21 protein-coding genes are annotated in these 22,307 nt (G+C 54.6%); 10 read left to right on the top strand and 11 right to left on the bottom strand.

Translation table 11 applies throughout. The features are described 5' to 3' along the window. The first annotated feature begins 62 nt into the window (after window positions 1-62). Both AC4LF3_RS11900 and AC4LF3_RS11905 read left to right on the top strand, forming a co-directional pair. On the top strand, window positions 63-557 hold the full coding sequence (locus tag AC4LF3_RS11900; RefSeq protein ID WP_010794780.1) for a peptidylprolyl isomerase: 495 nt from the start codon (window positions 63-65) through the stop codon (window positions 555-557). Continuing rightward, a complete protein-coding gene (locus AC4LF3_RS11905; RefSeq protein WP_491835366.1) occupies window positions 554-1,276 on the top strand; it encodes a UDP-2,3-diacylglucosamine diphosphatase in 723 nt (240 codons plus the stop codon). Before AC4LF3_RS11900 ends, AC4LF3_RS11905 begins: the two co-directional genes overlap by 4 nt. A gap of 23 nt (window positions 1,277-1,299) precedes the next feature. Here the strand turns inward: AC4LF3_RS11905 and AC4LF3_RS11910 are convergent, their stop codons facing one another. Both AC4LF3_RS11910 and AC4LF3_RS11915 read right to left on the bottom strand, forming a co-directional pair. Next, window positions 1,300-1,908, bottom strand: a complete 609-nt coding sequence (locus AC4LF3_RS11910) for a MiaE family protein (RefSeq protein WP_010794782.1) — start codon at window positions 1,906-1,908, stop codon at window positions 1,300-1,302. Between the two features lie 112 nt (window positions 1,909-2,020). Continuing rightward, window positions 2,021-2,497, bottom strand: a complete 477-nt coding sequence (locus tag AC4LF3_RS11915) for a DUF1289 domain-containing protein (protein ID WP_434134457.1) — start codon at window positions 2,495-2,497, stop codon at window positions 2,021-2,023. Window positions 2,498-2,891: 394 nt separating this feature from the next. Between AC4LF3_RS11915 and acnB the strand changes: the two genes are divergently transcribed. Continuing rightward, a complete protein-coding gene (acnB, locus tag AC4LF3_RS11920) occupies window positions 2,892-5,495 on the top strand; it encodes a bifunctional aconitate hydratase 2/2-methylisocitrate dehydratase (RefSeq protein ID WP_491835367.1) in 2,604 nt (867 codons plus the stop codon). Between the two features lie 53 nt (window positions 5,496-5,548). Here acnB and AC4LF3_RS11925 read toward each other — a convergent pair whose 3' ends face one another. Further along, window positions 5,549-6,157: an START domain-containing protein gene (locus AC4LF3_RS11925; protein WP_010794785.1), complete on the bottom strand. Its 609-nt coding sequence runs from the start codon at window positions 6,155-6,157 to the stop codon at window positions 5,549-5,551. Window positions 6,158-6,208: 51 nt separating this feature from the next. Further along, window positions 6,209-6,463, bottom strand: a complete 255-nt coding sequence (locus AC4LF3_RS11930) for a YkgJ family cysteine cluster protein (RefSeq protein ID WP_010794786.1) — start codon at window positions 6,461-6,463, stop codon at window positions 6,209-6,211. 285 nt (window positions 6,464-6,748) lie between these two features. Between AC4LF3_RS11930 and AC4LF3_RS11935 the strand changes: the two genes are divergently transcribed. From AC4LF3_RS11935 to AC4LF3_RS11945, 3 genes are all read left to right on the top strand, one after another. Then, the gene (locus tag AC4LF3_RS11935) at window positions 6,749-7,288 is read left to right on the top strand and encodes a 3'-5' exonuclease (RefSeq protein WP_491835368.1); all 540 of its coding nucleotides are present in this window, start codon (window positions 6,749-6,751) and stop codon (window positions 7,286-7,288) included. A 70-nt stretch (window positions 7,289-7,358) separates the two neighbouring features. Further along, the gene (gene ppnP, locus AC4LF3_RS11940; protein WP_491835369.1) at window positions 7,359-7,640 is read left to right on the top strand and encodes a pyrimidine/purine nucleoside phosphorylase; all 282 of its coding nucleotides are present in this window, start codon (window positions 7,359-7,361) and stop codon (window positions 7,638-7,640) included. A 117-nt stretch (window positions 7,641-7,757) separates the two neighbouring features. Then, window positions 7,758-7,925: a PA1571 family protein gene (locus AC4LF3_RS11945; protein WP_019365224.1), complete on the top strand. Its 168-nt coding sequence runs from the start codon at window positions 7,758-7,760 to the stop codon at window positions 7,923-7,925. Here AC4LF3_RS11945 and pdxB read toward each other — a convergent pair whose 3' ends face one another. Then, the gene (gene pdxB, locus AC4LF3_RS11950) at window positions 7,926-9,065 is read right to left on the bottom strand and encodes a 4-phosphoerythronate dehydrogenase PdxB (protein ID WP_491835370.1); all 1,140 of its coding nucleotides are present in this window, start codon (window positions 9,063-9,065) and stop codon (window positions 7,926-7,928) included. 50 nt (window positions 9,066-9,115) lie between these two features. On the opposite strand from pdxB, the gene AC4LF3_RS11955 reads away from it, so the two are divergent. Further along, on the top strand, window positions 9,116-10,558 hold the full coding sequence (locus AC4LF3_RS11955; RefSeq protein ID WP_312601180.1) for an MATE family efflux transporter: 1,443 nt from the start codon (window positions 9,116-9,118) through the stop codon (window positions 10,556-10,558). A gap of 1 nt (window position 10,559) precedes the next feature. Here the strand turns inward: AC4LF3_RS11955 and tusA are convergent, their stop codons facing one another. Further along, a complete protein-coding gene (gene tusA, locus AC4LF3_RS11960) occupies window positions 10,560-10,799 on the bottom strand; it encodes a sulfurtransferase TusA (protein ID WP_019365227.1) in 240 nt (79 codons plus the stop codon). A gap of 86 nt (window positions 10,800-10,885) precedes the next feature. Beyond that, on the bottom strand, window positions 10,886-11,941 hold the full coding sequence (gene rlmM / locus AC4LF3_RS11965; RefSeq protein WP_404627877.1) for a 23S rRNA (cytidine(2498)-2'-O)-methyltransferase RlmM: 1,056 nt from the start codon (window positions 11,939-11,941) through the stop codon (window positions 10,886-10,888). A gap of 343 nt (window positions 11,942-12,284) precedes the next feature. Here rlmM and acnA point away from each other — a divergent pair, with 343 nt between their 5' ends. Next, complete coding sequence (gene acnA, locus AC4LF3_RS11970) at window positions 12,285-15,023, top strand: aconitate hydratase AcnA (RefSeq protein ID WP_219653569.1); 2,739 nt, start codon at window positions 12,285-12,287, stop codon at window positions 15,021-15,023. A 38-nt stretch (window positions 15,024-15,061) separates the two neighbouring features. Here acnA and AC4LF3_RS11975 read toward each other — a convergent pair whose 3' ends face one another. Further along, window positions 15,062-15,718: an alpha/beta family hydrolase gene (locus AC4LF3_RS11975; RefSeq protein WP_434134465.1), complete on the bottom strand. Its 657-nt coding sequence runs from the start codon at window positions 15,716-15,718 to the stop codon at window positions 15,062-15,064. Between the two features lie 185 nt (window positions 15,719-15,903). On the opposite strand from AC4LF3_RS11975, the gene hemN reads away from it, so the two are divergent. Then, on the top strand, window positions 15,904-17,286 hold the full coding sequence (hemN, locus tag AC4LF3_RS11980; RefSeq protein WP_491835371.1) for an oxygen-independent coproporphyrinogen III oxidase: 1,383 nt from the start codon (window positions 15,904-15,906) through the stop codon (window positions 17,284-17,286). Window positions 17,287-17,360: 74 nt separating this feature from the next. Next, complete coding sequence (gene fnr, locus AC4LF3_RS11985; protein ID WP_026003866.1) at window positions 17,361-18,098, top strand: fumarate/nitrate reduction transcriptional regulator Fnr; 738 nt, start codon at window positions 17,361-17,363, stop codon at window positions 18,096-18,098. A 61-nt stretch (window positions 18,099-18,159) separates the two neighbouring features. Here fnr and AC4LF3_RS11990 read toward each other — a convergent pair whose 3' ends face one another. The 3 genes from AC4LF3_RS11990 to AC4LF3_RS12000 all read right to left on the bottom strand — a co-directional run bounded on the left by AC4LF3_RS11990 (window position 18,160) and on the right by AC4LF3_RS12000 (window position 22,220). Beyond that, the gene (locus AC4LF3_RS11990; protein ID WP_491835372.1) at window positions 18,160-20,619 is read right to left on the bottom strand and encodes a TonB-dependent siderophore receptor; all 2,460 of its coding nucleotides are present in this window, start codon (window positions 20,617-20,619) and stop codon (window positions 18,160-18,162) included. A 110-nt stretch (window positions 20,620-20,729) separates the two neighbouring features. Next, complete coding sequence (locus AC4LF3_RS11995; protein WP_407361941.1) at window positions 20,730-21,704, bottom strand: FecR domain-containing protein; 975 nt, start codon at window positions 21,702-21,704, stop codon at window positions 20,730-20,732. A gap of 3 nt (window positions 21,705-21,707) precedes the next feature. Further along, window positions 21,708-22,220 (bottom strand): sigma-70 family RNA polymerase sigma factor, encoded by a 513-nt coding sequence (locus AC4LF3_RS12000; protein ID WP_019365234.1) that lies wholly within the window; start codon window positions 22,218-22,220, stop codon window positions 21,708-21,710. Window positions 22,221-22,307: the final 87 nt, after the last annotated feature.

A 22,307-nucleotide genomic window follows, 5' to 3' on the forward strand; every position in this document is an offset into this window, starting at 1 on the left:
TATCATAGCCGAACCCGTCAAGACCCTGACAAACTTCCTATCTGACCACGGACATAAATTCCATGATCAAATTGCATACAAACCACGGCGTCATCACTCTTGAACTGTTTGAAGATAAGGCTCCTGAAACAGCAGCCAACTTCAAAGAGTATGTAAAGAGCGGTCACTATGACGGCACTATCTTTCATCGCGTGATCAATGGCTTCATGGTCCAGGGCGGCGGTTTTGAGCCTGGCATGAAGCAAAAGTCCACCCGTGCACCGATCAAGAACGAAGCGAACAACGGTGTTTCCAACCGCAATGGCACGGTTGCCATGGCACGTACCATGGACCCGCACTCAGCGTCCGCACAGTTCTTCATCAACGTGTCGGATAATACCTTCCTGGACCACACCGCCCCGACTACACAAGGCTGGGGTTATGCTGTATTCGGTCAGGTTGTTGAAGGCATGGATGTCGTCAATGCCATCAAGGGTGTTGCTACTACATCTCGCGCCGGCCATCAGGATGTACCGGCTGAGGATGTCATTATCGAGCGTGCTGAGATCGTTGAGTGATACTGCTGATCTCTGATCTGCATCTTGAACCTGAACGCCCGGATATTTCCCGGGCGTTTTTGCGTTTTCTTGAGACAGAAGCTGTTCACGCCGATGCCTTGTATATTCTAGGCGACTTTTTTGAGGTATGGATCGGCGATGACGCCATGGATGAGTTTCAAAAAGGCATCGCACGAGCCCTAAAGACCTTATCTCAAGGCGGCACACGTATTTTTCTGATGCATGGCAATCGCGATTTCTTGATCGGAAAGGATTTTTGCCGACTGGCAGGATGTACCCTACTGGCCGACCCGACCGTTATCGAAGCCGAAGGCAAGCGCCTTCTGCTGATGCATGGCGACAGTCTGTGCACACGGGACGAAGCCTACATGCGATTACGCCGCTGGCTTCGCAATCCGGTTTCATTGTGGATCCTGCACCATCTTCCTCTAAAGAAGCGTCGCGAGTTGGCCAGGAAATTACGCAACGAGAGCAAGGTGCAGACCCGGCAAAAAGCCATGGATATTGTAGACGTCACACCTGAAGAGGTTGAGGGCATCATGCGGCGCACCCGCACTCAGACCCTGATTCACGGGCACACACATCGTCCTGCCACACATGAATTCATGCTTGATGACAGCGCTGCAACGCGAATTGTGTTGGGTGACTGGGACCGTTACGGCTGGGTCCTGAAGATTTCCCGTGACCGACTGGAGCAGGAACGCTTCGAGCTGGCGTGATACGGCTCGAAGCGTAATGGCTATTACGCTGCGCGCGGCACACCGCTATGAAAGCGCATCTCCGTATCCGCTGAGGCAATAAGCTCGGCTTCTAGCGCTCTGATCTCCTGAATCTTGGCGGTCACATCCTGCTCGTCACCATATAGATAGGCCAGCTTCAGGTAATCCTGATAATGACGCGCTTCCGACTTGAGCAGTCCGCTGTAAAACTTGCTCAATTCTTCATCCAGATGCGGAGCAATTGCAGAGAAGCGCTCGCATGAACGGCACTCGATAAAGGCTCCTACGACAAGCGAGTCCGTTAGTCGGTACGGCTCATGATTACGGCACAGCTTACGCATGGCACCGGCATAGCGGGCCGACGTTACGTTTTCATGCGCAATGCCACGCTTCTTCATGATTTGGAGCACCTGCTCGAAATGCCGCAACTCTTCACGGGCAATCCGTGACATCTTGTTTACCAGATCCAGCTTATTGCTGTAAGTAAACAGGTAATGAAACGCAGCGCCCGCTGCTTTCTTTTCATTATTGGCATGATCGATCAAGAGGGTAGGAAGATCCTGCAAAGCAGCTTCCACCCAAGCTTCCGGCGTTTTACAGGCCAGGAATTCGTCCATTTCGGGCAACAACATAAGGCAAATCCTTTAATCAACAGGCGGCTAACCATCTGTTCCAGAATCAAGGGAAGCACATCCGCCTGAAGCGATTGCACTGGAATATGAGGTGATTATACGGTGCGCGGTGTCAGACTCGAACGTCCATTCCTTCAAGCAGAAAACGTGGCGCAATGTAACGTTCATAGTGAGCTTCGGAGAGGATGAAAAACTCCTGGTCGATGGCATCACGCAGCTCCATCAACGGGCGCTCCCTGAATTCAGGAAAAATATGTATGCCATAAGCATCGACCTGCTGAATATAGCGCGCGCCGCGTGAAATCAGCTGATACGCCCAGCAATATTCGGACTGCTCAGGAATGAAGCGAATCTTCCGTTGCTGTAGCTGTTCCTTCAGGCGTAGCGGATCAAACACCTCGAGCTTTGCAGAAACCACCTGGGTCAGGAGCACCTCGAGCCGGGCCCAGACAGCTCGCTTTTCCTCATCGTTATACGCATTCCAGTTCACGATCTCGTGATGAAATCGCTTGCAGCCCCGGCAAACCTGGTCGCCGAATACCGTTGAGCAAAGTCCGACGCAGGGCGTCTTTATGCGCTGGTTGGACATAGTCGTTCCGATCAAGCAAAAGCCTATTTTAGCCTTTCGTCTAACCAAGGTCAGCGTCGTTTAGTCGCATGTTCAGCTTAACTTTAGCGAAACCTTGGAGTAGAATCCGTACGCCCTAAGGGGCGCCATGTCCGATACGAAGCTGTTTTCAAAGCGTCACGAACACAATTATCCGGCAGGTTCCCGGTCAGCGTGCAGCGTACTCATCACACGTCTGCATTCTGACCCACGTGTAATACCGCTGGCGTAAAACTTTGAAAACAGCTTCGCACCGGAGCCTGAATGACGTCGCATTGGCTCCTGTCTCTTGCTAGCGATTGCTATTTCGTTATTCGGGCTCATGGGGTCGCCAGATCCCGGACGTCATTACTGGACCACTGATGAGGGTCATATTGTGCTTGAAGCCTATCGTAAACACGTAGAAGAGCGTGCCGCGCAGGGTATCGTTGCCCAGCCGCTTAACGCCGAACAGACTGCAGGTTTGGTCGAACTTCTGAAAAACCCGCCGGCCGGCGAAGAAGAATTTCTCGTTGACCTGATCACCAATCGTGTACCGCCGGGCGTTGACGAAGCCGCCTATGTCAAGGCTGGCTTCCTTTCTGCTGTCGCCAAAGGCGAAACCAGCTCCCCGCTGATCTCCAAGCAGCGCGCGGTCGAGCTTCTGGGAACCATGCAGGGTGGCTATAACATCGCCACGCTGGTCGAACTGCTGGATGACGCCGAGCTTGGCACCATAGCCGCCGGACAACTCAAGCATACGCTTCTGATGTTCGATGCCTTCCATGATGTCGCCGAAAAAGCCAAGGCAGGCAATGCCAACGCTCAGTCCGTTCTGCAATCCTGGGCAGACGGTGAATGGTTCAAGGCTCGCCCGGCTGTTCCGGAAAAGGTCACCCTGACCGTTTTCAAGGTACCCGGCGAAACCAACACTGACGATCTCTCCCCCGCGCCTGACGCTTGGTCGCGTCCTGACATCCCGCTGCACGCCCTGGCCATGCTGAAGATGGCCCGTGACGGTATCGTACCGGAGCAGCAAGGCAGCATCGGCCCGCTGAAGCAGATCGAAGAAGTTCGCGCCAAAGGCTTCCCGGTTGCCTATGTGGGTGACGTGGTAGGCACGGGTTCTTCCCGCAAATCCGCTACCAACTCGGTACTGTGGTTCTTCGGTGACGACATCCCCTACGTTCCAAACAAGCGCGCTGGCGGCTTCTGCTTTGGTAGCAAGATTGCTCCGATCTTCTATAACACCATGGAAGATGCGGGCGCTCTGCCAATCGAGTTCGACGTTTCCGCGCTGGAAATGGGCGACGTGATCGACGTCTATCCTTATGCAGGCAAAGTGACCCGTCACGGTAGCGACGATGTGGTTGCCACGTTTGAGCTGAAAACGCCGGTTCTGCTGGATGAGGTTCGTGCAGGTGGTCGTATTCCGCTGATCGTGGGCCGTGGCTTGACTGAAAAAGCTCGCGCCGAACTCGGCCTGGAACACTCCGACCTGTTCAAGAAGCCCGAGCAGCCTGTTGATACCGGTAAGGGTTATACCCTGGCTCAGAAGATGGTTGGCAAGGCCTGTGGCGTGGCCGGCGTTCGTCCGGGCACCTACTGCGAGCCGAAGATGACTACTGTCGGCTCCCAGGACACGACCGGCCCGATGACTCGCGACGAGCTGAAAGACCTGGCATGCCTGGGCTTTTCCGCTGACCTCGTGATGCAGTCCTTCTGCCACACAGCCGCCTATCCCAAGCCAATCGATGTCAAGACTCACCACACCCTGCCGGATTTCATCCGTACCCGTGGCGGTGTTTCTCTACGTCCGGGCGATGGCATCATCCACAGCTGGCTGAACCGCATGCTGCTGCCGGATACCGTTGGCACTGGCGGCGACTCCCACACCCGCTTCCCGATTGGCATCTCCTTCCCAGCAGGTTCCGGCCTGGTAGCGTTCGCCGCTGCAACAGGCGTTATGCCGCTGGATATGCCCGAGTCGGTACTGGTTCGCTTCAAAGGCAAGATGCAGCCGGGAATCACGCTACGTGATCTCGTGCATGCCATCCCCTACTATGCGATCCAGAAAGGTCTGCTGACCGTCGAGAAGAAAGGCAAGAAGAACATCTTCTCTGGCCGCATCCTCGAGATCGAAGGCCTGCCGGATCTGACCGTAGAGCAAGCCTTCGAGCTGTCCGATGCCTCGGCCGAGCGTTCCGCTGCTGGCTGCACCATCAAGCTCTCGAAGGAATCCATTGCCGAGTATCTGCGGTCCAACATCACGCTGCTGCGCTGGATGATCAGCGAAGGCTACGGTGATGCCCGTACGCTGGAGCGCCGTGCTCAGGCGATGGAAGCCTGGCTGGCCAATCCAGAGCTGATGGAAGCTGATGCCGATGCCGAGTACACCGAAGTCATCGAAATCGATCTGGCTGAAGTGACCGAGCCGATCCTGTGCGCGCCAAACGACCCGGACGATGCTCGCCTGTTGTCTCAAGTGGCTGGCGACAAGATCGATGAAGTCTTCATCGGCTCCTGCATGACCAACATCGGCCACTTCCGCGCGGCTGGCAAGCTGCTCGACAAGGTCAAGGGCGCCATTCCGACCCGCCTGTGGCTGTCCCCGCCAACCAAGATGGACCAGCATCAGCTGACCGAGGAAGGCTATTACGGCATCTATGGCAAGGCTGGCGCTCGCATGGAGATGCCAGGCTGCTCACTGTGCATGGGTAACCAGGCACGTGTGGCCTCCAACTCGACTGTAGTCTCGACGTCGACTCGTAACTTCCCGAACCGTCTGGGCGATGGTGCCAATGTGTACCTGGCCTCTGCGGAGCTGGCGGCCGTTGCCTCCATCCTGGGCAAGCTCCCGTCGACAGAAGAGTACATGCAGTACGCCAAGGACATCGACAGCATGGCGTCGGATGTCTACCGCTACCTGAGCTTCGATCAGATTGCCGAGTTCCGCGAAAGCGCAGCCAAGGCTAAGATCGATGCGGTTGAGATCGCTTGATCTGATTGGTAGATAAAAAGCGCCCCGGCTAACCCGGGGCGTTTTTATGTGGGTTAACGGCTCTCCGCCGCCTTACGAAGACCTTGCAAGGTGTTGAACGGCGCATCAACGACAAAGCTATTAGCCAACCAAGACGGTATGCTTCCGCCCGGTTCGCTTTGGGCTTCGTACGTCACCTCCACAGATCCTGTCGCCTTTGGCAGCACCTGCCATTTACCGTCGAAACTGCTGACTCGCACGTAGCCGTCTGCAGGAGGTGTGTAAGTGGGCTCCCCTTTTAAATGACGAACGAAACCTCCATTGCCGGCTTGCTCCGTTGTGATATGTAGCACCACATCACGCGCCGTGACCGGCCAGGGCATTTCAATGCGCATATAGGTCCAGGTGTCCTGCCCCTGCTGCTTGAGCACCTTGAGCTGCTGGCAACGATAGAGCCACTTGCAGGAGCTGGCGGTATCCTCCTGAAGTTGCTCGATACGCTCAGGAGTAGCCTTAATCGTAACAACACCACGGTAGGCCTTGTATTTAGACCCCTCCACGCTACGGGTGTAGACCTTTACCCCATCTTCATCCTTTGCAAGTTTCCATTCCTCGGCGTAGGCGCCAGAACACAATGTCGCGAACAGAGCCGTTAAAACAGTTGTTTTAAAAAAAGTACGCATTGAACCTTCCTTTTCTTGTTATGAGCATAAAGCGTGTATGGTGGGGTTGAATCAGGCGGCAGTCACATCTTCCAGATACGCTATCAGCATAAGTGCCTCGTCACGGCTGTCACCACAGACAAAAGGCTCTGCCGAAAAGGCGCTGCACACCGGCGGTCGTTCCGGCTTTCCGAACAACTCACATAAATCGGTTTCGCTTAGATGTGCACATCGCACACCTGCAGGCTTGCCCTGTGGCATCGCAGGCAATGGCGTGGAAATAGAAGGCGCAATGCAACATGCACCACAGCCGGCACGGCATTCCATAACGTATAGACCTGAGTAGTAGATACAAAAAGCATAAGGGGGATTGGCCCCAACGCCAAGCGTCACTCAAACGTTTGTCCAAGCGGCTAATACCTGGCGTCCAACTTAATAGTCGGCACCGGCATGGATTCAGTCACACCCTTCGTCAGAAGAGCCTCAAAATGTGCGTAGCTCTGTGTTTAAGCCTGAAACTTGCCTATCTTGATACAGGTCTCTGCCTGTGGGCGCCGGTCCGTTACCAGGATGCCTTGTCCTCTTACTTACAAAAAGCTCTTTGGAGGCACGATGAAGCATTGGCTGGTCATCGATCTGGAAGCGACCACTGATGAAGGCGGATGGCCTGTCGAGGAGATGGAGATCATCGAGATCGGCGCCGTGTTGATCGATAGTACCGGACAAGAGCTTGATCACTTTCAGAGCTATGTAAGGCCCCTGCATCGACCTCTGCTGACCGCGTTCTGCAAATCGCTTACGCACATTACCCAAGACGATGTAGATAGCGCAGCGCCCTTGTATACGGTCTGGCAACACTTTGAGCAATGGCTGAGTAGCCATGAAGCGCATTTGGCGGGCTGGTGCAGCTGGGGTGACTATGATCGCCGTCAGCTACAGCGTGATTGGCGTGAGCACAGAATCAGCACACTCCTGGCACGCACTCCCCACATGAATCTCAAGCAGCGCTTTGCGAAGTCCAGGCAACTACCCCGCCCTGTCAGCCTGGGCTCGGCCCTGAGCCTTGCCGGGTACTGCTTTCATGGTCAGCCGCACAGGGCCTTGGAGGACGCGCGTAACACGGCAAGGCTACTGCCTATAACCGTGCACTAATGGCTTAGTGGCGGCAGCGTAAAGGTTTCGGCATACTGGCTTGACGTTTAAAACAATCCTAAGGAAAGCCATGTTCAAGGTTAACGAATATTTTGACGGCACCGTTAAATCCATCGCCTTCAATCTGAGCAGTAAGCCAGCCACCATTGGCGTCATGGCGCCAGGTGAATACGAATTCGGAACGAGCCAATTGGAAATCATGAACGTGGTAGCAGGTGCCCTGACGGTCAAACTACCTGGCAGTGATGCTTGGGAAATTTTTGAGGCAGGCCAGAAATTCACCGTTCCGGCCAACAGCAAATTCCAGCTCAAAGTCAGCGTGGAAACGGCTTATCTTTGCGAATACCACTGACAGGCCAGGTGCATAGCGAACGCTATGCACCCTTGCGGCACTTTTGGACGCTCTAGGTTGTCATATCTTCTTAACCTGTCTTGGCTAGGTTGGACTCATATGGCAAAGGAGACTGAAATGACCGTTCAGAACACTTCTCAGCACACAACCTCCGATCATGCTCAACGCCTGGGTGGCGCCCTCATCGATGAAAAGGGTCGCGAGATCCCGATTACCGAGGCCATGATTCAAAAGGCATGTCGTGAGCCAGACGACTCTCTCAAGACGCCTACACACCCTGAGTAATTACAGACATGTAGCGCCTAGTGCCTCTACGATTCGGGAAGTTGCCGGGCTTGCATCGGTATAAACGCGAAGTCCGGTAATTTCCCGACGTTGGGGATAATGCTTTCTAAGCAGATCAAACCCGTTACGCCGCGTTTGAGTATCACCTTTGAGTGATAATCGAAAAGCGGCGTCATCATTGCGCGGATCATAAACGGCCCGACACAAAAGTCTCAGTGCCTGTTCAGGCGTAGCGCTGGCCGAAAGCTCGATCTTCGATAGCCACTGTTCAGGTAGAAAGTCCTCCAAGGCTTTTTCTGGCCGCTGTTCCTGCCAGGCGCAAAAGGCAGCGTAAATCATTGCAGTACCGCGCCACTTGCCCTCAAGACTATGGCCAGCAATATGAGGTGTCGCCAAGCGGCATCGCTTGGCCAGCTCGACATCGACCTCAGGCTCACTCTCCCAGACATCCAGAACAACTTCCAGATCGGCACCTTCAACTAGACATTTACGAAGCGCCTGATTGTCGATAACTTCCCCGCGGCACGCATTGATGAGCCATGTTCCAGCTTTCAATTCAGCCAGGCGCTCAGCATCAAAAAGGCGATACGTCGCGTCAGGCCCGGAACGTACCAGCGGTGCGTGCAGAGAAATGACATCACATTTCTTCATCACGATTTCAAGCGAGACAAAATCATCTGGTGCGGATAGTGCACGTGGTGGATCACACACCAGCACATTCAGGTTCAACCCTTTCAGCACCTCCACCAGACGGCCACCAACCTGTCCGGCGCCTACAACCCCATAGGTGCGCTCACTCAGCGAGACTCCGCGGGCGTCGCTCAAGGCAAGAAGCGCACCCAGAACGTAATCGACAACGCCGCGTGCATTGCACCCCGGCGCACTGCTCCAGGCAATGCCAGCCGATTCCAGATAATCAATGTCCAGATGGTCCGTACCGATGGTGCACGTCCCCACGAAACGGACCGGTGAGCCTTCCAGCAATGCCCGAGTTACAGGTGTTATGGACCGTACGATGAGAACATCAGCCTCGCCCACGGCAGCCCTGTCCATGGCGCGGCCCGGCATTCGCCTGATCGATCCAAAGGCACCAAAGAATTCATCCAGAAGGGGGATATTTTCATCTGCGAGGATGCGCATCTTGAACTCCAATCAGCGAGACATACATTTTATCAGGCCCAAGACGTGTGATGGATTTCTCGGCATCCGAAAAGCGTCGTACACTGACTAACTTTCCCTCACCTGATAATCTCGTGGACACAAGACCTACCCGGCGGCAGCGGATCCGTCATGAGCTAACGGCCCTGCTCGCACTGGCAGCGCCTATTATCATTGCGCAGTTGTCGCACTCTGCCATGGGGTTCGTCGATGCCGTCATGGCTGGGCGTGTCGGTCCGTTGGACCTGGCAGCCGTTGCGCTAGGCAATTCCGTCTGGGTGCCGGTCTTTCTTCTGATGACCGGAACGCTGCTGGCCACTACGCCAAACGTGGCGCAGCATCATGGCGCCAGGCAACCGGAGAAGATTGGTCCGCTTGTTCGACAGGCGCTCTGGTTGGCCGTGGTCATCGGCTTGATAGCCAGCGCTCTTTTATGCTCAGCGAAGCCTTTACTGATTGCCATGCATGTCAGTCCGGAGCTGATTCAGCCAACCATGACCTATCTGCATGGCATCGCCATGGGTATCCCCGCGGTTGCACTGTATTACGTGCTGCGCTGCTTCAGCGACGGGCTTGGACGCACCCGGCCCAGCATGATCATTGGTCTGGTTGGTCTGACACTCAACGTTCCGCTAAATGATCTGTTCATCCATGGTCGCCTTGGCTTGCCAGCGATGGGCGGTCCAGGTTGCGGATTTGCCAGTGGCGTGGCGATGTGGTTGATGTTCCTGGGCATGTTCGCATGGGTGCGACGCGCCAAGATCTACCAGGCATGCGGTATCTTCAGCCGCTTCGACGCTCCCCAATGGCCAGTGATTCGTCGCCTGCTCTCTGTGGGTGCGCCTATTGGAATCGCGGTATTTGCGGAGTCCAGCATCTTCTCGGTCATTGCCCTGTTGATCGGTGAGCTAGGCGCAACGGTGGTAGCAGGCCATCAGATTGCTCTTAACTTTGCCTCACTCACCTTCATGATCCCCTTGTCGATCGGCATGGCTATCACTGTACGGGTTGGACAGTCCCTGGGACGCGGCGAGCCTCGGCAAGCGCGGTTTTCGGCAGGCACGGGAGTGGCCGTTGGCCTATCCTGGGCCTGTATTTCTGCCAGTATAATGCTGCTTTTCCGCGCACCGATCGCAACGCTTTATACGCAGGACCCGGCTGTGGTGAGCCTGGCGGCGTCGCTGATTGTATTTGCCGCTCTCTTCCAGTTTTCAGATGCGGTACAGGTGACAGCGGCCGGGGGACTCAGGGGGTATCAGGATACACGGGCCACAATGGTGATCACACTGCTCGCCTATTGGGGTATAGGTCTGCCAGTAGGTTATGTACTAGGCCTGACCGATTGGGTTGGGCAGGCCCGCGGACCGGCGGGCCTTTGGCAAGGTCTGGTAGTGGGGCTTACCTGTGCAGCGGTATTGCTTGCCATACGCCTTGCACGTAGCGCACGCCGCCGGATAAGAAATGCAGCCCACTAGGTTATTCGACTTTCTTGCGTATCCAATAAAGGTACTTGCCGCCCTCTTCCTCCTTCTGCACCAGCTCATGTCCTAGAAACATGCAGAATTTGGGGATGTCCCGCTGCGTAGAGGGATCAGTTGCAATGACCTTGAGCAGGCTACCACCTGCCAGGTCTCGCACCTTGTTGTGCAGCATCATGACAGGTTCAGGGCAATTCAGCCCGCTGGCGTCAAGTGTCGCGTCAACGGTAAGAGTCATGCTTTTCTCCATTCGGTAGCAACTGCGCCTTTGACATAGGCACTGGCTGCATCAGTACGTTTCGAACCGTAAATGTTCTGCTTTGGTTATTTCAAGCGACGGAGGTGACAGGTGACCTCTTCGCGATCGTGGTAGAGCTGTTTGCAAGCGATCGCAACCGATATTCCTTTGCTATCGAAATAGCTTTTCAATCGATCCAGAATGCGCCTGACTTCAGCATAGCGCTGCTTCATTGGCAGCTTCAGGTTCACGACTGCCTCCTTGCACCAGCGCTCGCCGATCCAGCTTTCCATGAGCGCGGCCGTACGAGCCGGCTTCTCAACGATATCGCATACCATCCAGTCGACCTCCTTACGTGGACGAAAGGCATAGCCATCGACCTGCAGGTGCTCGATAAGGCCTGACTCCATCAGGGATTCTGCCATCGGCCCGTTATCTACGGCGGTCACGAGCATATCCCGGTTGACCAGTTGCCATGTCCAGCCTCCAGGTGCTGCCCCCAGGTCTACGGCGTGCATACCCGAGGCAAGGCGCTCATCCCACTGCGCACGAGGAATAAACTGATGCCAGGCCTCTTCCAGTTTAAGCGTAGAGCGGCTGGGCGCTTCACGGGGAAACTTGAGTCGGGGTATACCCATCGGCCAAAACGCAGCGTTACGCGGCTCGGCCACGCCAATGAACACATCCGTTCCTGTTCGAAAGGTCAATTGCAGCCGTGGCAAGGCAGGGTCTTCCTTGAGACGGCCCGCCTTGGTCAGTGCAGCCCTCAGGGGCTTTTCGAATTTCTTGCAGAATGTCGACAGCGCTTTGCCGTCGTTGGTATCCAATACCTCGAACCACAGGCTCCCGCAGACCGGATAGCTCTGTAGCTCCTGCAGGATGGCTCCTACACGGTCCTGCTCAGGTAACGTGACAAAACCTGTGCCTCGCGCCCATTGGCGCGGAAAGATCAGGTCGGCAAAGCGCAGGCGCTTCATGAGGCGATCTGCACCCTCTGCCTCACTGCAAATGAACTCGGCAAAGGCGCTGGCTGGCTTGCCCCGCGCGTAGCCTGAAATTTCCAGCTGTGCAGCCAGATCGCTAAGCTCGGCACACACCTCGCCTTCAAAACCAGGTCGGCAATGTAACAACAACGTATTCATCAAAACTCCAGCCCTGTGACGCGCCTTGCAATAAGCTGCGCACTATACCCGAGCCAGCCGGATTGAGCGGAACAGGGAACGTAAAAGCCGTCAATCGGTCCAGTATTGGAGATACAAGCGCAAGACGACGCTTGGTCGACAGGCTGGCGCCGGATGTCCGCCGCTGTTGATACCGATCAGGCCCCATTGATGCTCGGCCCAGAATCTTCGTGCCGAGAGGCAGTGTTGGCAGGCTTTTCGGTATTTCCTCGGAGTGGGCCTGAGCCGGGATTAGCGAAGGTCACGTCGTCTTGCACAAGGCCGAACCGTCGTGCCGTCCCAAGCCGAGAGGAGATTCATCGTCATGCCTGCACTGGATAGTCTGAAATGTCGTCGTACCCTAGAGGTCGATGGCCGTACGTATCACTACTATAGCCTTCCCGAAGCCGCCAAGAGCCTGGGTGATATTTCGCGCTTGCCTGTATCGCTAAAGGTCCTGCTCGAAAATCTGCTGCGCTGGGAAGACAATAAAACCGTTTACCGTGAAGACCTGCAGGCACTGGTTGACTGGCTCAAGGAACGCACTTCCGACCGCGAGATTCAATACCGTCCGGCGCGCGTTCTGATGCAGGACTTTACCGGGGTACCCGCAGTCGTGGACTTGGCAGCCATGCGTGATGCCATGGCCAAGGCAGGAGGCGATCCTGAAAAAATCAATCCCCTCTCCCCTGTCGATCTGGTGATTGACCACTCGGTGATGGTCGACCGTTACGCCTCCGAACACGCCTATGAGGAAAACGTAGCCATTGAAATGCAGCGCAACGGTGAACGTTACGAATTCTTGCGCTGGGGTCAACAAGCTTTCGACAACTTCAGCGTAGTGCCACCGGGCACCGGCATCTGTCACCAGGTGAACCTTGAATACCTGGGCCGTACAGTTTGGACTCGCGAAGAAAACGGCGAGACTTACGCTTTCCCGGATACCCTGGTAGGCACCGACTCGCATACGACAATGATCAACGGCCTGGGTGTACTAGGCTGGGGCGTAGGCGGCATTGAGGCTGAGGCCGCCATGCTGGGCCAGCCGGTATCCATGCTCATACCTGAGGTCATCGGCTTCAAGCTTACAGGCAAGCTGCGCGAAGGCATTACCGCTACTGACCTGGTGCTGACCGTAACCCAGATGCTGCGCAAGAAAGGCGTAGTGGGTAAGTTCGTTGAGTTCTATGGAGACGGATTGGCTGATTTGCCACTGGCAGACCGCGCTACCATCGGCAACATGGCTCCGGAATACGGCGCCACTTGCGGCTTCTTCCCGGTTGACCAGGTCACTGTGGACTTCCTGCGCTTCTCGGGCCGCCCCGAAGAAACAGTCAAGCTGGTTGAGGCCTACGCCAAAGCTCAGGGTATGTGGCGTGAGGCCGGTGACGAACCAAGCTTTACCGACACCCTGCATCTGGACTTGGGCGATGTCGAATCCAGCCTGGCAGGCCCCAAGCGTCCGCAGGATCGTGTTTCGCTATCCAAGGTCAGCGAAGCATTTGATCAGTTTATGAGTCTGCAACTCAAGCCTACTGCGCCCAAGGGTAATGGACATCCCGTTACACCCGGTGGGCTGGACGACTCGGTTAAAGGCGAACCCAAGGCGGACGGCATCGAGTATGAGCTTGATGGCCAGAAATACCGCTTACAAAACGGCGCAGTTGTAATTGCCGCCATTACCTCCTGTACCAACACCTCCAACCCCAGCGTCATGATGGCTGCCGGTCTACTGGCGAAAAAAGCCGTTGAAAAAGGGCTGGAGCGCAAACCCTGGGTCAAGAGTTCATTGGCGCCTGGCTCCAAGGTCGTAACCGAATACTATAAGGCTGCTGGCCTTATGACTTCGCTAGACAAGTTGGGCTTTAACCTTGTGGGATACGGTTGCACCACCTGCATCGGCAATTCCGGGCCGCTGCTCGAACCGATTGAAAAAGCGATTCAGGAAGGCGATCTGACCGTGGCATCAGTGCTCTCGGGCAACCGCAACTTCGAAGGCCGCGTACATCCCTTTGTCAAAACGAACTGGCTGGCTTCACCACCACTGGTAGTCGCTTATGCCTTGGCAGGCAGCGTCAAGGTTGATCTGTCTAAAGATCCTTTGGGTACAGACAAGAACGGCCAGCCGGTCTATCTGAAGGATATCTGGCCCACCCAACAGGAAGTGGCTGACGCCATCGAGAAAGTCAACTCGGCGATGTTCCGCAAGGAATACGCAGCGGTCTTCGAGGGCGATGAGAACTGGAAGGCCATTCAGGTTCCAGCTTCCAAAACCTATACCTGGAGAAACGATTCGACCTATATCCAGAATCCCCCCTTCTTCGAGAACATTGGCGGCAACCCACCTCGTGTATCAGATATTCATGATGCGCGAATTCTCGCCTTACTGGGCGACTCAGTCACAACAGACCATATCTCCCCAGCTGGTAATATCAAAAAGGATAGCCCGGCGGGCCGCTACCTTACCGAACATGGTGTTGCCTATGAGGACTTCAACTCGTACGGCTCCCGCCGTGGCAACCATGAAGTCATGATGCGCGGCACTTTTGCCAACATTCGTATCCGTAACGAAATGCTGGGTGGCGAGGAAGGTGGCAATACGCTGCATGTTCCAACCGGTGAGAAAATGGCCATCTATGACGCTGCCATGCGGTATCAGATAGATAGCACTCCACTGGTCATTATTGCAGGCAAGGAATATGGCACAGGTTCATCCCGTGATTGGGCAGCCAAGGGAACCAACCTGCTCGGTGTCAAGGCAGTGATTACCGAAAGCTTCGAGCGTATCCACCGCTCCAACCTGGTAGGCATGGGCGTCCTTCCGCTTCAGTTCCAGAACGGAGTGGATCGCAAGTCGCTAGGTCTAACCGGTAAGGAGAAAATCAGCATTTTCGGACTGGATGGCGTCGAACTGCGGCCACGTATGCCACTGACCATGGAAATCACTCGTGAAGATGGCAGCATGGAAACGGTAGAGCTTCTCTGCCGAATCGATACCCTCAACGAAGTGGAATACTTCAAGGCGGGTGGCATTCTGCACTATGTATTGCGCAGCCTGATGTAAGCGCTCCCACAAACAAGCCCGCCGCAGTGCGGGCTTTTTTATGCCCGATGGGCGGCCAAAAAGCGCACTACCGATAACGCACTCTTCTCAATGCTTTGTGAATGACTCAAGCCTGAGCGTTTGAGTGGCTTAAGGTCATGGTTGGCTGTCGGTACCCACTCGATTCGGACCTGGTCAGACAGTGTGTAATGCTCAACCGTCTCCCGATCTCCCAGAGCATCACGCTCGCCCTGGATGATCAACGTAGGCGTTTGCAAATCAACGAGATGGTCGACCCGCGGCTTTTCCGGGCGGCCTGCCGCATAGAATGGATACCCAAGGCATACCAATGCGCTGACCCGCTCCTCATCAGCGACCAGGCTGGCCATTCGGCCTCCCATTGATTTGCCGCCGATGGCAAGCGGTTCTGGGGTTGTTTGCCTGACCAGATCAATGACCTGCTTCCAAGTAGCAAGCAACTGCGCCTTAGGAGATGGAGGCCTTTTCTTTCCTGAGATTCGTCTCTCAGCCATATAAGGAAATTCAAACCGTACTACTTCGATACGCTGGGCTACCAGCGCCCTGGTCATTTGATCCATGAACGGACTATCCATGGGAGCCCCTGCTCCATGCGCCAGAACAAGCGTGGCAATTTTTTGATCGCACCTGCTCCAAAGAAGCGAAACTTCCTTCTGATTGACGTGGTTGTCTTGCACGAATCCTCCTAATGAATCTAATAGCACTCTTTATGGGCTGGTATTACATACAAAATTAGCTCAACAGAATCCATCGTACCTTTTATCGCCTCTCTGGCCTTCACGTTGTCGCTATTGATGTAGGTCAAGATGCCACTACCTACTTGCTTCTAGACTCTGCTTCATAGTTTTACGGGAGTATGGTCATGCTCGACGCCATCGATTGGAAACCAGAATTAATCCAGCGCTACGACATGGCAGGGCCTCGCTATACCTCTTATCCAACTGCAGTGCAGTTTCATGATCAGATAGGTGCGTTCGATCTGATGCATGCACTAAGGGATAGCCGCACTGCCAAGCGGCCGCTGTCGCTGTATGTCCATGTGCCCTTCTGCGCACATATTTGCTACTACTGCGCCTGTAATAAAGTCATTACCAAGGACCGCAGCCGCAGCGTGCCTTATCTGGCCAGCCTGACAAGGGAAATTCAGCTGATCAGTCGTCATGTAGGCGCAGACCAGAAGGTAGAGCAATTGCATTTTGGCGGCGGCACGCCGACCTTTCTCAACCCTGAACAGCTACGGCAGCTGATGTCCGAGCTGCGTCAGCGCTTCAGCCTGCTGGATGATGACTCTGGGGATTATTCGATCGAGATCGATCCACGCGAAGCGGACTGGGCCACGATAGGCCTGTTGCGTGAGCTGGGTTTCAATCGGGTTAGCCTCGGTGTCCAAGACATCGATACGAATGTGCAGTTGGCTGTGAATCGCCTGCAAAGCCTCAACGAGACGCGGGCCATCATCGATGCAGCCCGTACGCTCAGTTATCGTTCAATCAATATCGACCTGATTTATGGTCTTCCCCGGCAAACGCCGGAAAGCTTCGCCAAAACCGTCGAGGCAGTAATTGATCTGCAACCGCATCGCTTGTCTGTATTCAATTACGCGCACCTCCCCACCCGTTTTCCACCACAGCGGCGGATTGAGGCTGCTGAGCTGCCAAGCCCCGCACAAAAGCTGGAGATGCTTCAAAGGACAACTGAGCAGCTAATGGCTGCCGGTTATCGTTACATCGGGATGGACCACTTCGCCCTGCCCGACGACGAATTGGCGATTGCTCAGGAAGATGGTTCGCTGCAGCGTAACTTTCAGGGCTATACGACCCATGGCCATTGTGACCTGATTGGGCTGGGGGTATCGGCCATTAGCCAGATAAATGAGCTTTACTCTCAAAACACAGTGGATATTTCCGAATACCAGACTAGTCTGGATAACGGTCAACTTGCTGTACGCCGGGGTTTGCACTGTGAACGGGACGACTTGATTCGTCGCGCGGTAATCCAGCAGCTAATTTGTCACTTCCAGCTCGACTTTGCTGAAACAGGCCGAGCACTGGGAATTGATTTCAAGGATTACTTTGCCGATGTCATGCCTGACCTTGAGCGTATGGCGACTGATGAGCTTATTCGCCTGGATGAAAAAGGCATTGATATCTTGCCGGCCGGGAGGTTACTCGTGCGATCAGTTTGTATGTTGTTTGATCGTTATTTGCCCCAACAGAACACACAACGGTTTTCACGGGTCATCTAATAAATTCACTAACAGCTTTCATCATCATGCGTGCAGTAATACCCTTGGCTTACTAATGGAATAAATCGAAAGCCATGTCCGAGACTTTGAAAATGCGTGTCACCTCGCCGCAAGCCCACTGTAAAGATTGCAGCCTGGCACCCTTATGCTTGCCATTGTCGTTGAACCTTGAGGATCTGGATGAGCTTGATCGGATTGTCAAGCGCGGCCGTCCACTCAAGAAAGGCGACTATCTGTTCCGACAGGGTGACAGTTTTGGCTCCGTCTTTGCCGTCCGCTCAGGCGCGCTTAAAACCTTTAGCGTGACCGATAACGGTGAAGAGCAAATTACCGGCTTTCACCTACCCAGCGAGCTGGTTGGCTTGTCCGGTATGGATACGGAGCTGCATCCGGTTTCTGCACAGGCGCTGGAAACCACATCGGTATGCGAGATCCCCTTCGAGCATCTTGATGAGCTGGCCGATCAGCTTCCCCAACTGCGTCGCCAGCTGATGCGTGTGATGAGCCGCGAGATTCGGGATGATCAGCAGATGATGCTGCTCTTGTCCAAAAAAAGCGCAGACGAGCGTATCGCGACGTTTCTTGTGAATCTGTCTGCACGTTTCCGCGCTCGTGGCTTCTCCGCCCAGCAGTTCCGCCTGTCCATGTCCCGTAATGAGATCGGTAACTATCTGGGCCTTGCAGTGGAGACAGTTTCTCGTGTGTTCACGCGCTTCCAGCAGAGCGGCATCATCGAGGCCGAAGGCAAGGAAGTGCATATCCTCGACTCGATTCAGCTCTGCGCCCTGGCGGGCGGCCAGCTGGAAGGTTGAAACAAAGCGGGCGGCCCTGAAGCCGCCCGTTTTGCTTGAAAAGCTTTATCGCTTTTGATCGTTAGAACTTGTAACTGACCGTGGCGGTGACGTTACGCTCTTCGCCGTAATAGCAATACAACAGGCTATTACATGCAGCGACGTATTTTTTATCGGTTAGGTTATTGGCGTTGACACGTACATCTACACCTTTGAGACCCATATTACTCAAGTCATAACCCACTGACGCATCAAACAGGGTGTATCCAGGAACGCGTTCGGTATTAGCTGGATCTGCCCAACTCTTACTAACTGCCCGTACCCCCGCTCCCAGGCTCAAGCCCTGGAGCGATCCCTCCTTGAATGAGTAGTCTCCCCAGACAGATGCCATATGACGAGGGGCCACGTTAGGCGTATTGCCTTCTGTACCGTCATCCGACTTAATGTATTCGACATCAGCAAACGTATAGCTCCCTAGTACACGGAAGCTATCAGTCACCTGCATGTGAGCTTCCAACTCTACGCCTTGGGAGCGTACCTTTCCTACCGGGCGATAATATTGTTCATTCGCCAGTTTGGTCGCCAGGTTTTCTTGGGTAATGTGGAAGACTGATGCCGTAAAGATATTGTCCGTACCCGGCGGCTGATACTTGATGCCAGCCTCCCACTGCTTGCCCTCAGTAGCCTTGAGCGGATCGCCGTTCTGGTCAGTAAAAGAGTTGGGATTGAAAGACTCTGAATAGCTAATGTAGGGCGCGATACCATTGTCGAAAAGATACAGTGCACCCACCCGCGGAGTAACCTTATTCTCCTTGTAGGTGTTTTTGCCTGCACCGTATAGCTCATCCTCGGAAGAGGTCTCTACCCAATCCTTGCGCAGACCGAGCGAAAACCGCCATTTATCCAGGTCAATCAAGTCCTGCATGTACAGGCCAGTCTGCTCCATCCGACGCAGATCGCTGGTTTGCCATGTTTCCGCAACGCCCGGATTACCATAGACAGGGTCGAACGCATCAATGTTAGAAGCGGACCCGCCTGCGTAGTCGACCTTGGCCTTACGACGCTGATAATCCAACCCCATCAAAAGCGTATGCTTGGCTGACCCGGTATTAAATTCAGCCTGCGCCATGTTATCTACAATCCAGGCATGCAGACGCTCCTTGCCTTCAGTGGTTGCGCGCGCTAACTCGTTGGATCCTATGCTGGCCCAACCCGCAGCATAAGCCTGCCGCATATCCACCTTGCCATCCAGATAGCGGAAGTTCTGCCGTGCCGACCAGACATCATTGAAACGATGCTCAAACTGATAACCCACCATCTGCTGGGTACGTTCGAACTTGTCGAAATCGGAGTCGCCCTCAAAGAAATGCTTTGAGATGTATTGTCCATTGTGGCGATAGAGTGTGCCGTCTGCCGGAAGGCCGCCGTGGTAACCGCCTTCGGGGTCATGTTGCATATACGCCTGCAGGGTTAGCGTCGTATTTTCATCAAAGTCGATGGCTACAGTGGGCGCAATCGCGTAGCGCTTCTCCTCGTTGTGATCAAACTGCGTATCGGACTTGTCCGCCAGGCCTACCAGCCGATAGGCAATCGTCTGGTCTTCGTTGACCGGCCCACTAAAATCGAACCCCATACCCCGCTGGCCCTGGGTACCCACCGTGGCCTGGATTTCATGATAAGGCTCATAGAGTGGCTTCTTGCTGGTAAGCGCTACTAGGCCGCCAGGATTACTCCGTCCGTAGAGCACCGAAGACGGGCCTTTCAGGATATCAATGCGCTCAAGGAAATACGGATCTACCTGCATGCTGCTATAGGTACCGCTATCTCCCATGGTCTTGAGACCATCAAGATAGATGTTATCTACCGAGCCGTCATTGAAACCACGCATGGCAACATAGTCATACCGGTGAGTTGCACCATATGGGTTGGTCATCACACCTGGGGTATAACGCAACGCCTGGGAAACTGTTTGCGAGCCCTGATCATCGATCTGGTCGCGCGTTACCACGGATACCGACTGAGAGGTCTCCAGGATCGACTTACTTGTCTTGGTTGCAATCTGGCTATGGGTGGCGTTATAGCCTTCCATGGTTCCAAGCGCATTGCCCAGTGCGAAATCAGTAACGGTAGTCGCAGAAAGCTCGGAAACATCACTGCCAACGCTTGCTGTTCCAGCCGCCAGCGAGTAGCTGCCGCTACCGGTGTTGACGATCTGCAAGCCGCTTCCTTTGAGCAGCGCTGCAAAACCTTCTTCAACACTGTACTGCCCCTTGAGACCTGGGCTCTGCTTGCCCTCCGTCAATGCGCCATCGGCAGATAGCATGACATTCGCTTCGCCAGCAAAACGACTCAATGCCGTCGACAGCGGGCCAGCCGGTATATCGTAACTGCGTACTGCCTGGGCCGTGGCAGCCGTTTCAGCGGCATTACCTGCAAGCGGCACAAGGGCGAGGCTCATCGGTATAGCAAGTGCAGCAGCATGCACAGCCTGATGCAGAGGGCTCCGCTTGAAAAAAGCCTGATACGAACGACGCGAATCCATTACTCATCCCTTTTTTGTGTTCAACAGTGATGGCTTTCAGCCTGTTTGAGACTAAAGCCAGTCGAAATCAAGAAAAGGGAACTGCTAATGATAATATTTTTTATTAAGATTCAGGCAGGACGCGCTGAAATAGACGTCCACCACGGCAGCGGTCGATTGATGCGAATGGGCAGGCTTTGCTCCAAGGCTGTCAGCACCCGCTCCGTATCTTTCAGTGGGTATGCACCGACCAGACGCAGATTCGCTACATCCGGATCACAGGCCAGATACCCGGAGCGATAACGCGATAACTCATCAACAAAATCGCTCAATCGCATATCATCAGCCAGAATCATCCCTTTGATCCAAGCCTGACGGCGTTGCTCACTCACCTGAGCAGTAGAAACCCCGTCAGTGCTAAAGCGCACCTGTTGTCCTGCCTTTACTGTGACGGACGCCGACGCCACAGGAGCAACCTGCACACTGCCGTTGAAAACTGCCAACTCGCCAAAGCCTCCTCGATCAAAAACACTAAACTGGGCTTCTTTGGCCAGTAACGCACCGAATGTCGTATCAAGCGTCAGCGGATAGTGAGCATCCTTGCCTCGAGACAGCATGGCCTCACCCTTGTAGAGTGCCAGATGCAAGCGGTCCGGTTCGTTCGAGACGTCCATTGCCGTATCGGTGTTCAGCCAGAGATGCGAGCCATCAGCAAGCTGAAAATCCTTGATCTCTCCCACACGTGTTCGGTAGCTGGCATACCATTGTCTCCAGGACAACTGTGAAGAGGTAGTCCAGACCAGAACACCGGTACTGCAAAGTACGGTCATCAGTTTTAATGTCTGACGCCGCGTTTGCCCTTTTTTCTGTAGCGCTTGTGTAGCGCCATGGCGTTGCTCGGAGGGTATGCGCTGAAAATGACGACTGATCAGCTCGACACGCTGCCACGCCTGGGCATGTTGCGGATTTTCTGCCAGCCAGAGCTGCCACTGCACACGTTCCTGATCGCTGACATCATCAGCACTGAGCACGGCAAACCATTCGGCCGCCTGCTCAAGCACCGCAAAGTCGCACTCTGTCTCGGACATCTGCTGGGCGGCCTGCATGGTCTATTCCACCTCAAGGGTCAGGCAGTGCAGCATGGCTTGGGCCATGTACTTTTTGACCATTCGCTCGGACACCCCTAGCACCTCACCAATGGCTGCATACGTCTGCCCTTCCAGTTGAGACATCAGGAAGGCTGAGCGCACCTTTTCAGGTAGACGGTCCAGCATGGCGTCGATTTGAACGAGACTTTCAATAATGATTTCACGCGCTTCTGGAGATGGCGCGTAATACTCGGAACGATCAGCCAGCGCCTCGAGATAGGTCCGTTCGATATCCTGACGCCGCCAGTGATTGACGAGTAATGAATGGGCGATGGTTGATAAGTAAGCGCGCGGCTCTCGAACGGACGGAAGATCGCGTCCTTTGGCTAACAGACGAAGGAATGTATCTTGGGCCAGATCGGCTGCATTGAACGAGCATCCCAACCGTTTGCTCAGCCAGCCGTGCAGCCAGCCATGATGCTCGCTATACCAGTCATGCAAGGCGTTGGGTGATGACACTTCAGCCGCGCACATGTCAGAACCTATCGAGATGGCATTGAGATATCGCTAATGATAATGCTTCTCAAGAATAGATCTATGCTTTTTTACGTCAATTTGCGT

The sequence above is a fragment of the Pseudomonas sp. C2.3V genome, assembly GCF_058536325.1.

Excerpts from the sequence above, each read along its gene's own strand:
- AC4LF3_RS11925 (WP_010794785.1), bottom strand. The coding sequence starts at position 6,157 with ATGCGTACTTTTTTTAAAACAACTGTTTTAACGGCTCTGTTCGCGACA.
- AC4LF3_RS11990 (WP_491835372.1), bottom strand. The coding sequence starts at position 20,619 with ATGGATTCGCGTCGTTCGTATCAGGCTTTTTTCAAGCGGAGCCCTCTG.
- AC4LF3_RS12000 (WP_019365234.1), bottom strand. The coding sequence starts at position 22,220 with ATGTGCGCGGCTGAAGTGTCATCACCCAACGCCTTGCATGACTGGTAT.
- AC4LF3_RS11935 (WP_491835368.1), top strand. The coding sequence starts at position 6,749 with ATGAAGCATTGGCTGGTCATCGATCTGGAAGCGACCACTGATGAAGGC.
- AC4LF3_RS11995 (WP_407361941.1), bottom strand. The coding sequence starts at position 21,704 with ATGCAGGCCGCCCAGCAGATGTCCGAGACAGAGTGCGACTTTGCGGTG.
- fnr (WP_026003866.1), top strand. The coding sequence starts at position 17,361 with ATGTCCGAGACTTTGAAAATGCGTGTCACCTCGCCGCAAGCCCACTGT.
- AC4LF3_RS11955 (WP_312601180.1), top strand. The coding sequence starts at position 9,116 with ATGGATTTCTCGGCATCCGAAAAGCGTCGTACACTGACTAACTTTCCC.
- ppnP (WP_491835369.1), top strand. The coding sequence starts at position 7,359 with ATGTTCAAGGTTAACGAATATTTTGACGGCACCGTTAAATCCATCGCC.
- tusA (WP_019365227.1), bottom strand. The coding sequence starts at position 10,799 with ATGACTCTTACCGTTGACGCGACACTTGACGCCAGCGGGCTGAATTGC.
- acnA (WP_219653569.1), top strand. The coding sequence starts at position 12,285 with ATGCCTGCACTGGATAGTCTGAAATGTCGTCGTACCCTAGAGGTCGAT.
- AC4LF3_RS11900 (WP_010794780.1), top strand. The coding sequence starts at position 63 with ATGATCAAATTGCATACAAACCACGGCGTCATCACTCTTGAACTGTTT.
- AC4LF3_RS11915 (WP_434134457.1), bottom strand. The coding sequence starts at position 2,497 with ATGTCCAACCAGCGCATAAAGACGCCCTGCGTCGGACTTTGCTCAACG.
- AC4LF3_RS11945 (WP_019365224.1), top strand. The coding sequence starts at position 7,758 with ATGACCGTTCAGAACACTTCTCAGCACACAACCTCCGATCATGCTCAA.
- pdxB (WP_491835370.1), bottom strand. The coding sequence starts at position 9,065 with ATGCGCATCCTCGCAGATGAAAATATCCCCCTTCTGGATGAATTCTTT.
- rlmM (WP_404627877.1), bottom strand. The coding sequence starts at position 11,941 with ATGAATACGTTGTTGTTACATTGCCGACCTGGTTTTGAAGGCGAGGTG.
- hemN (WP_491835371.1), top strand. The coding sequence starts at position 15,904 with ATGCTCGACGCCATCGATTGGAAACCAGAATTAATCCAGCGCTACGAC.
- AC4LF3_RS11910 (WP_010794782.1), bottom strand. The coding sequence starts at position 1,908 with ATGTTGTTGCCCGAAATGGACGAATTCCTGGCCTGTAAAACGCCGGAA.
- AC4LF3_RS11930 (WP_010794786.1), bottom strand. The coding sequence starts at position 6,463 with ATGGAATGCCGTGCCGGCTGTGGTGCATGTTGCATTGCGCCTTCTATT.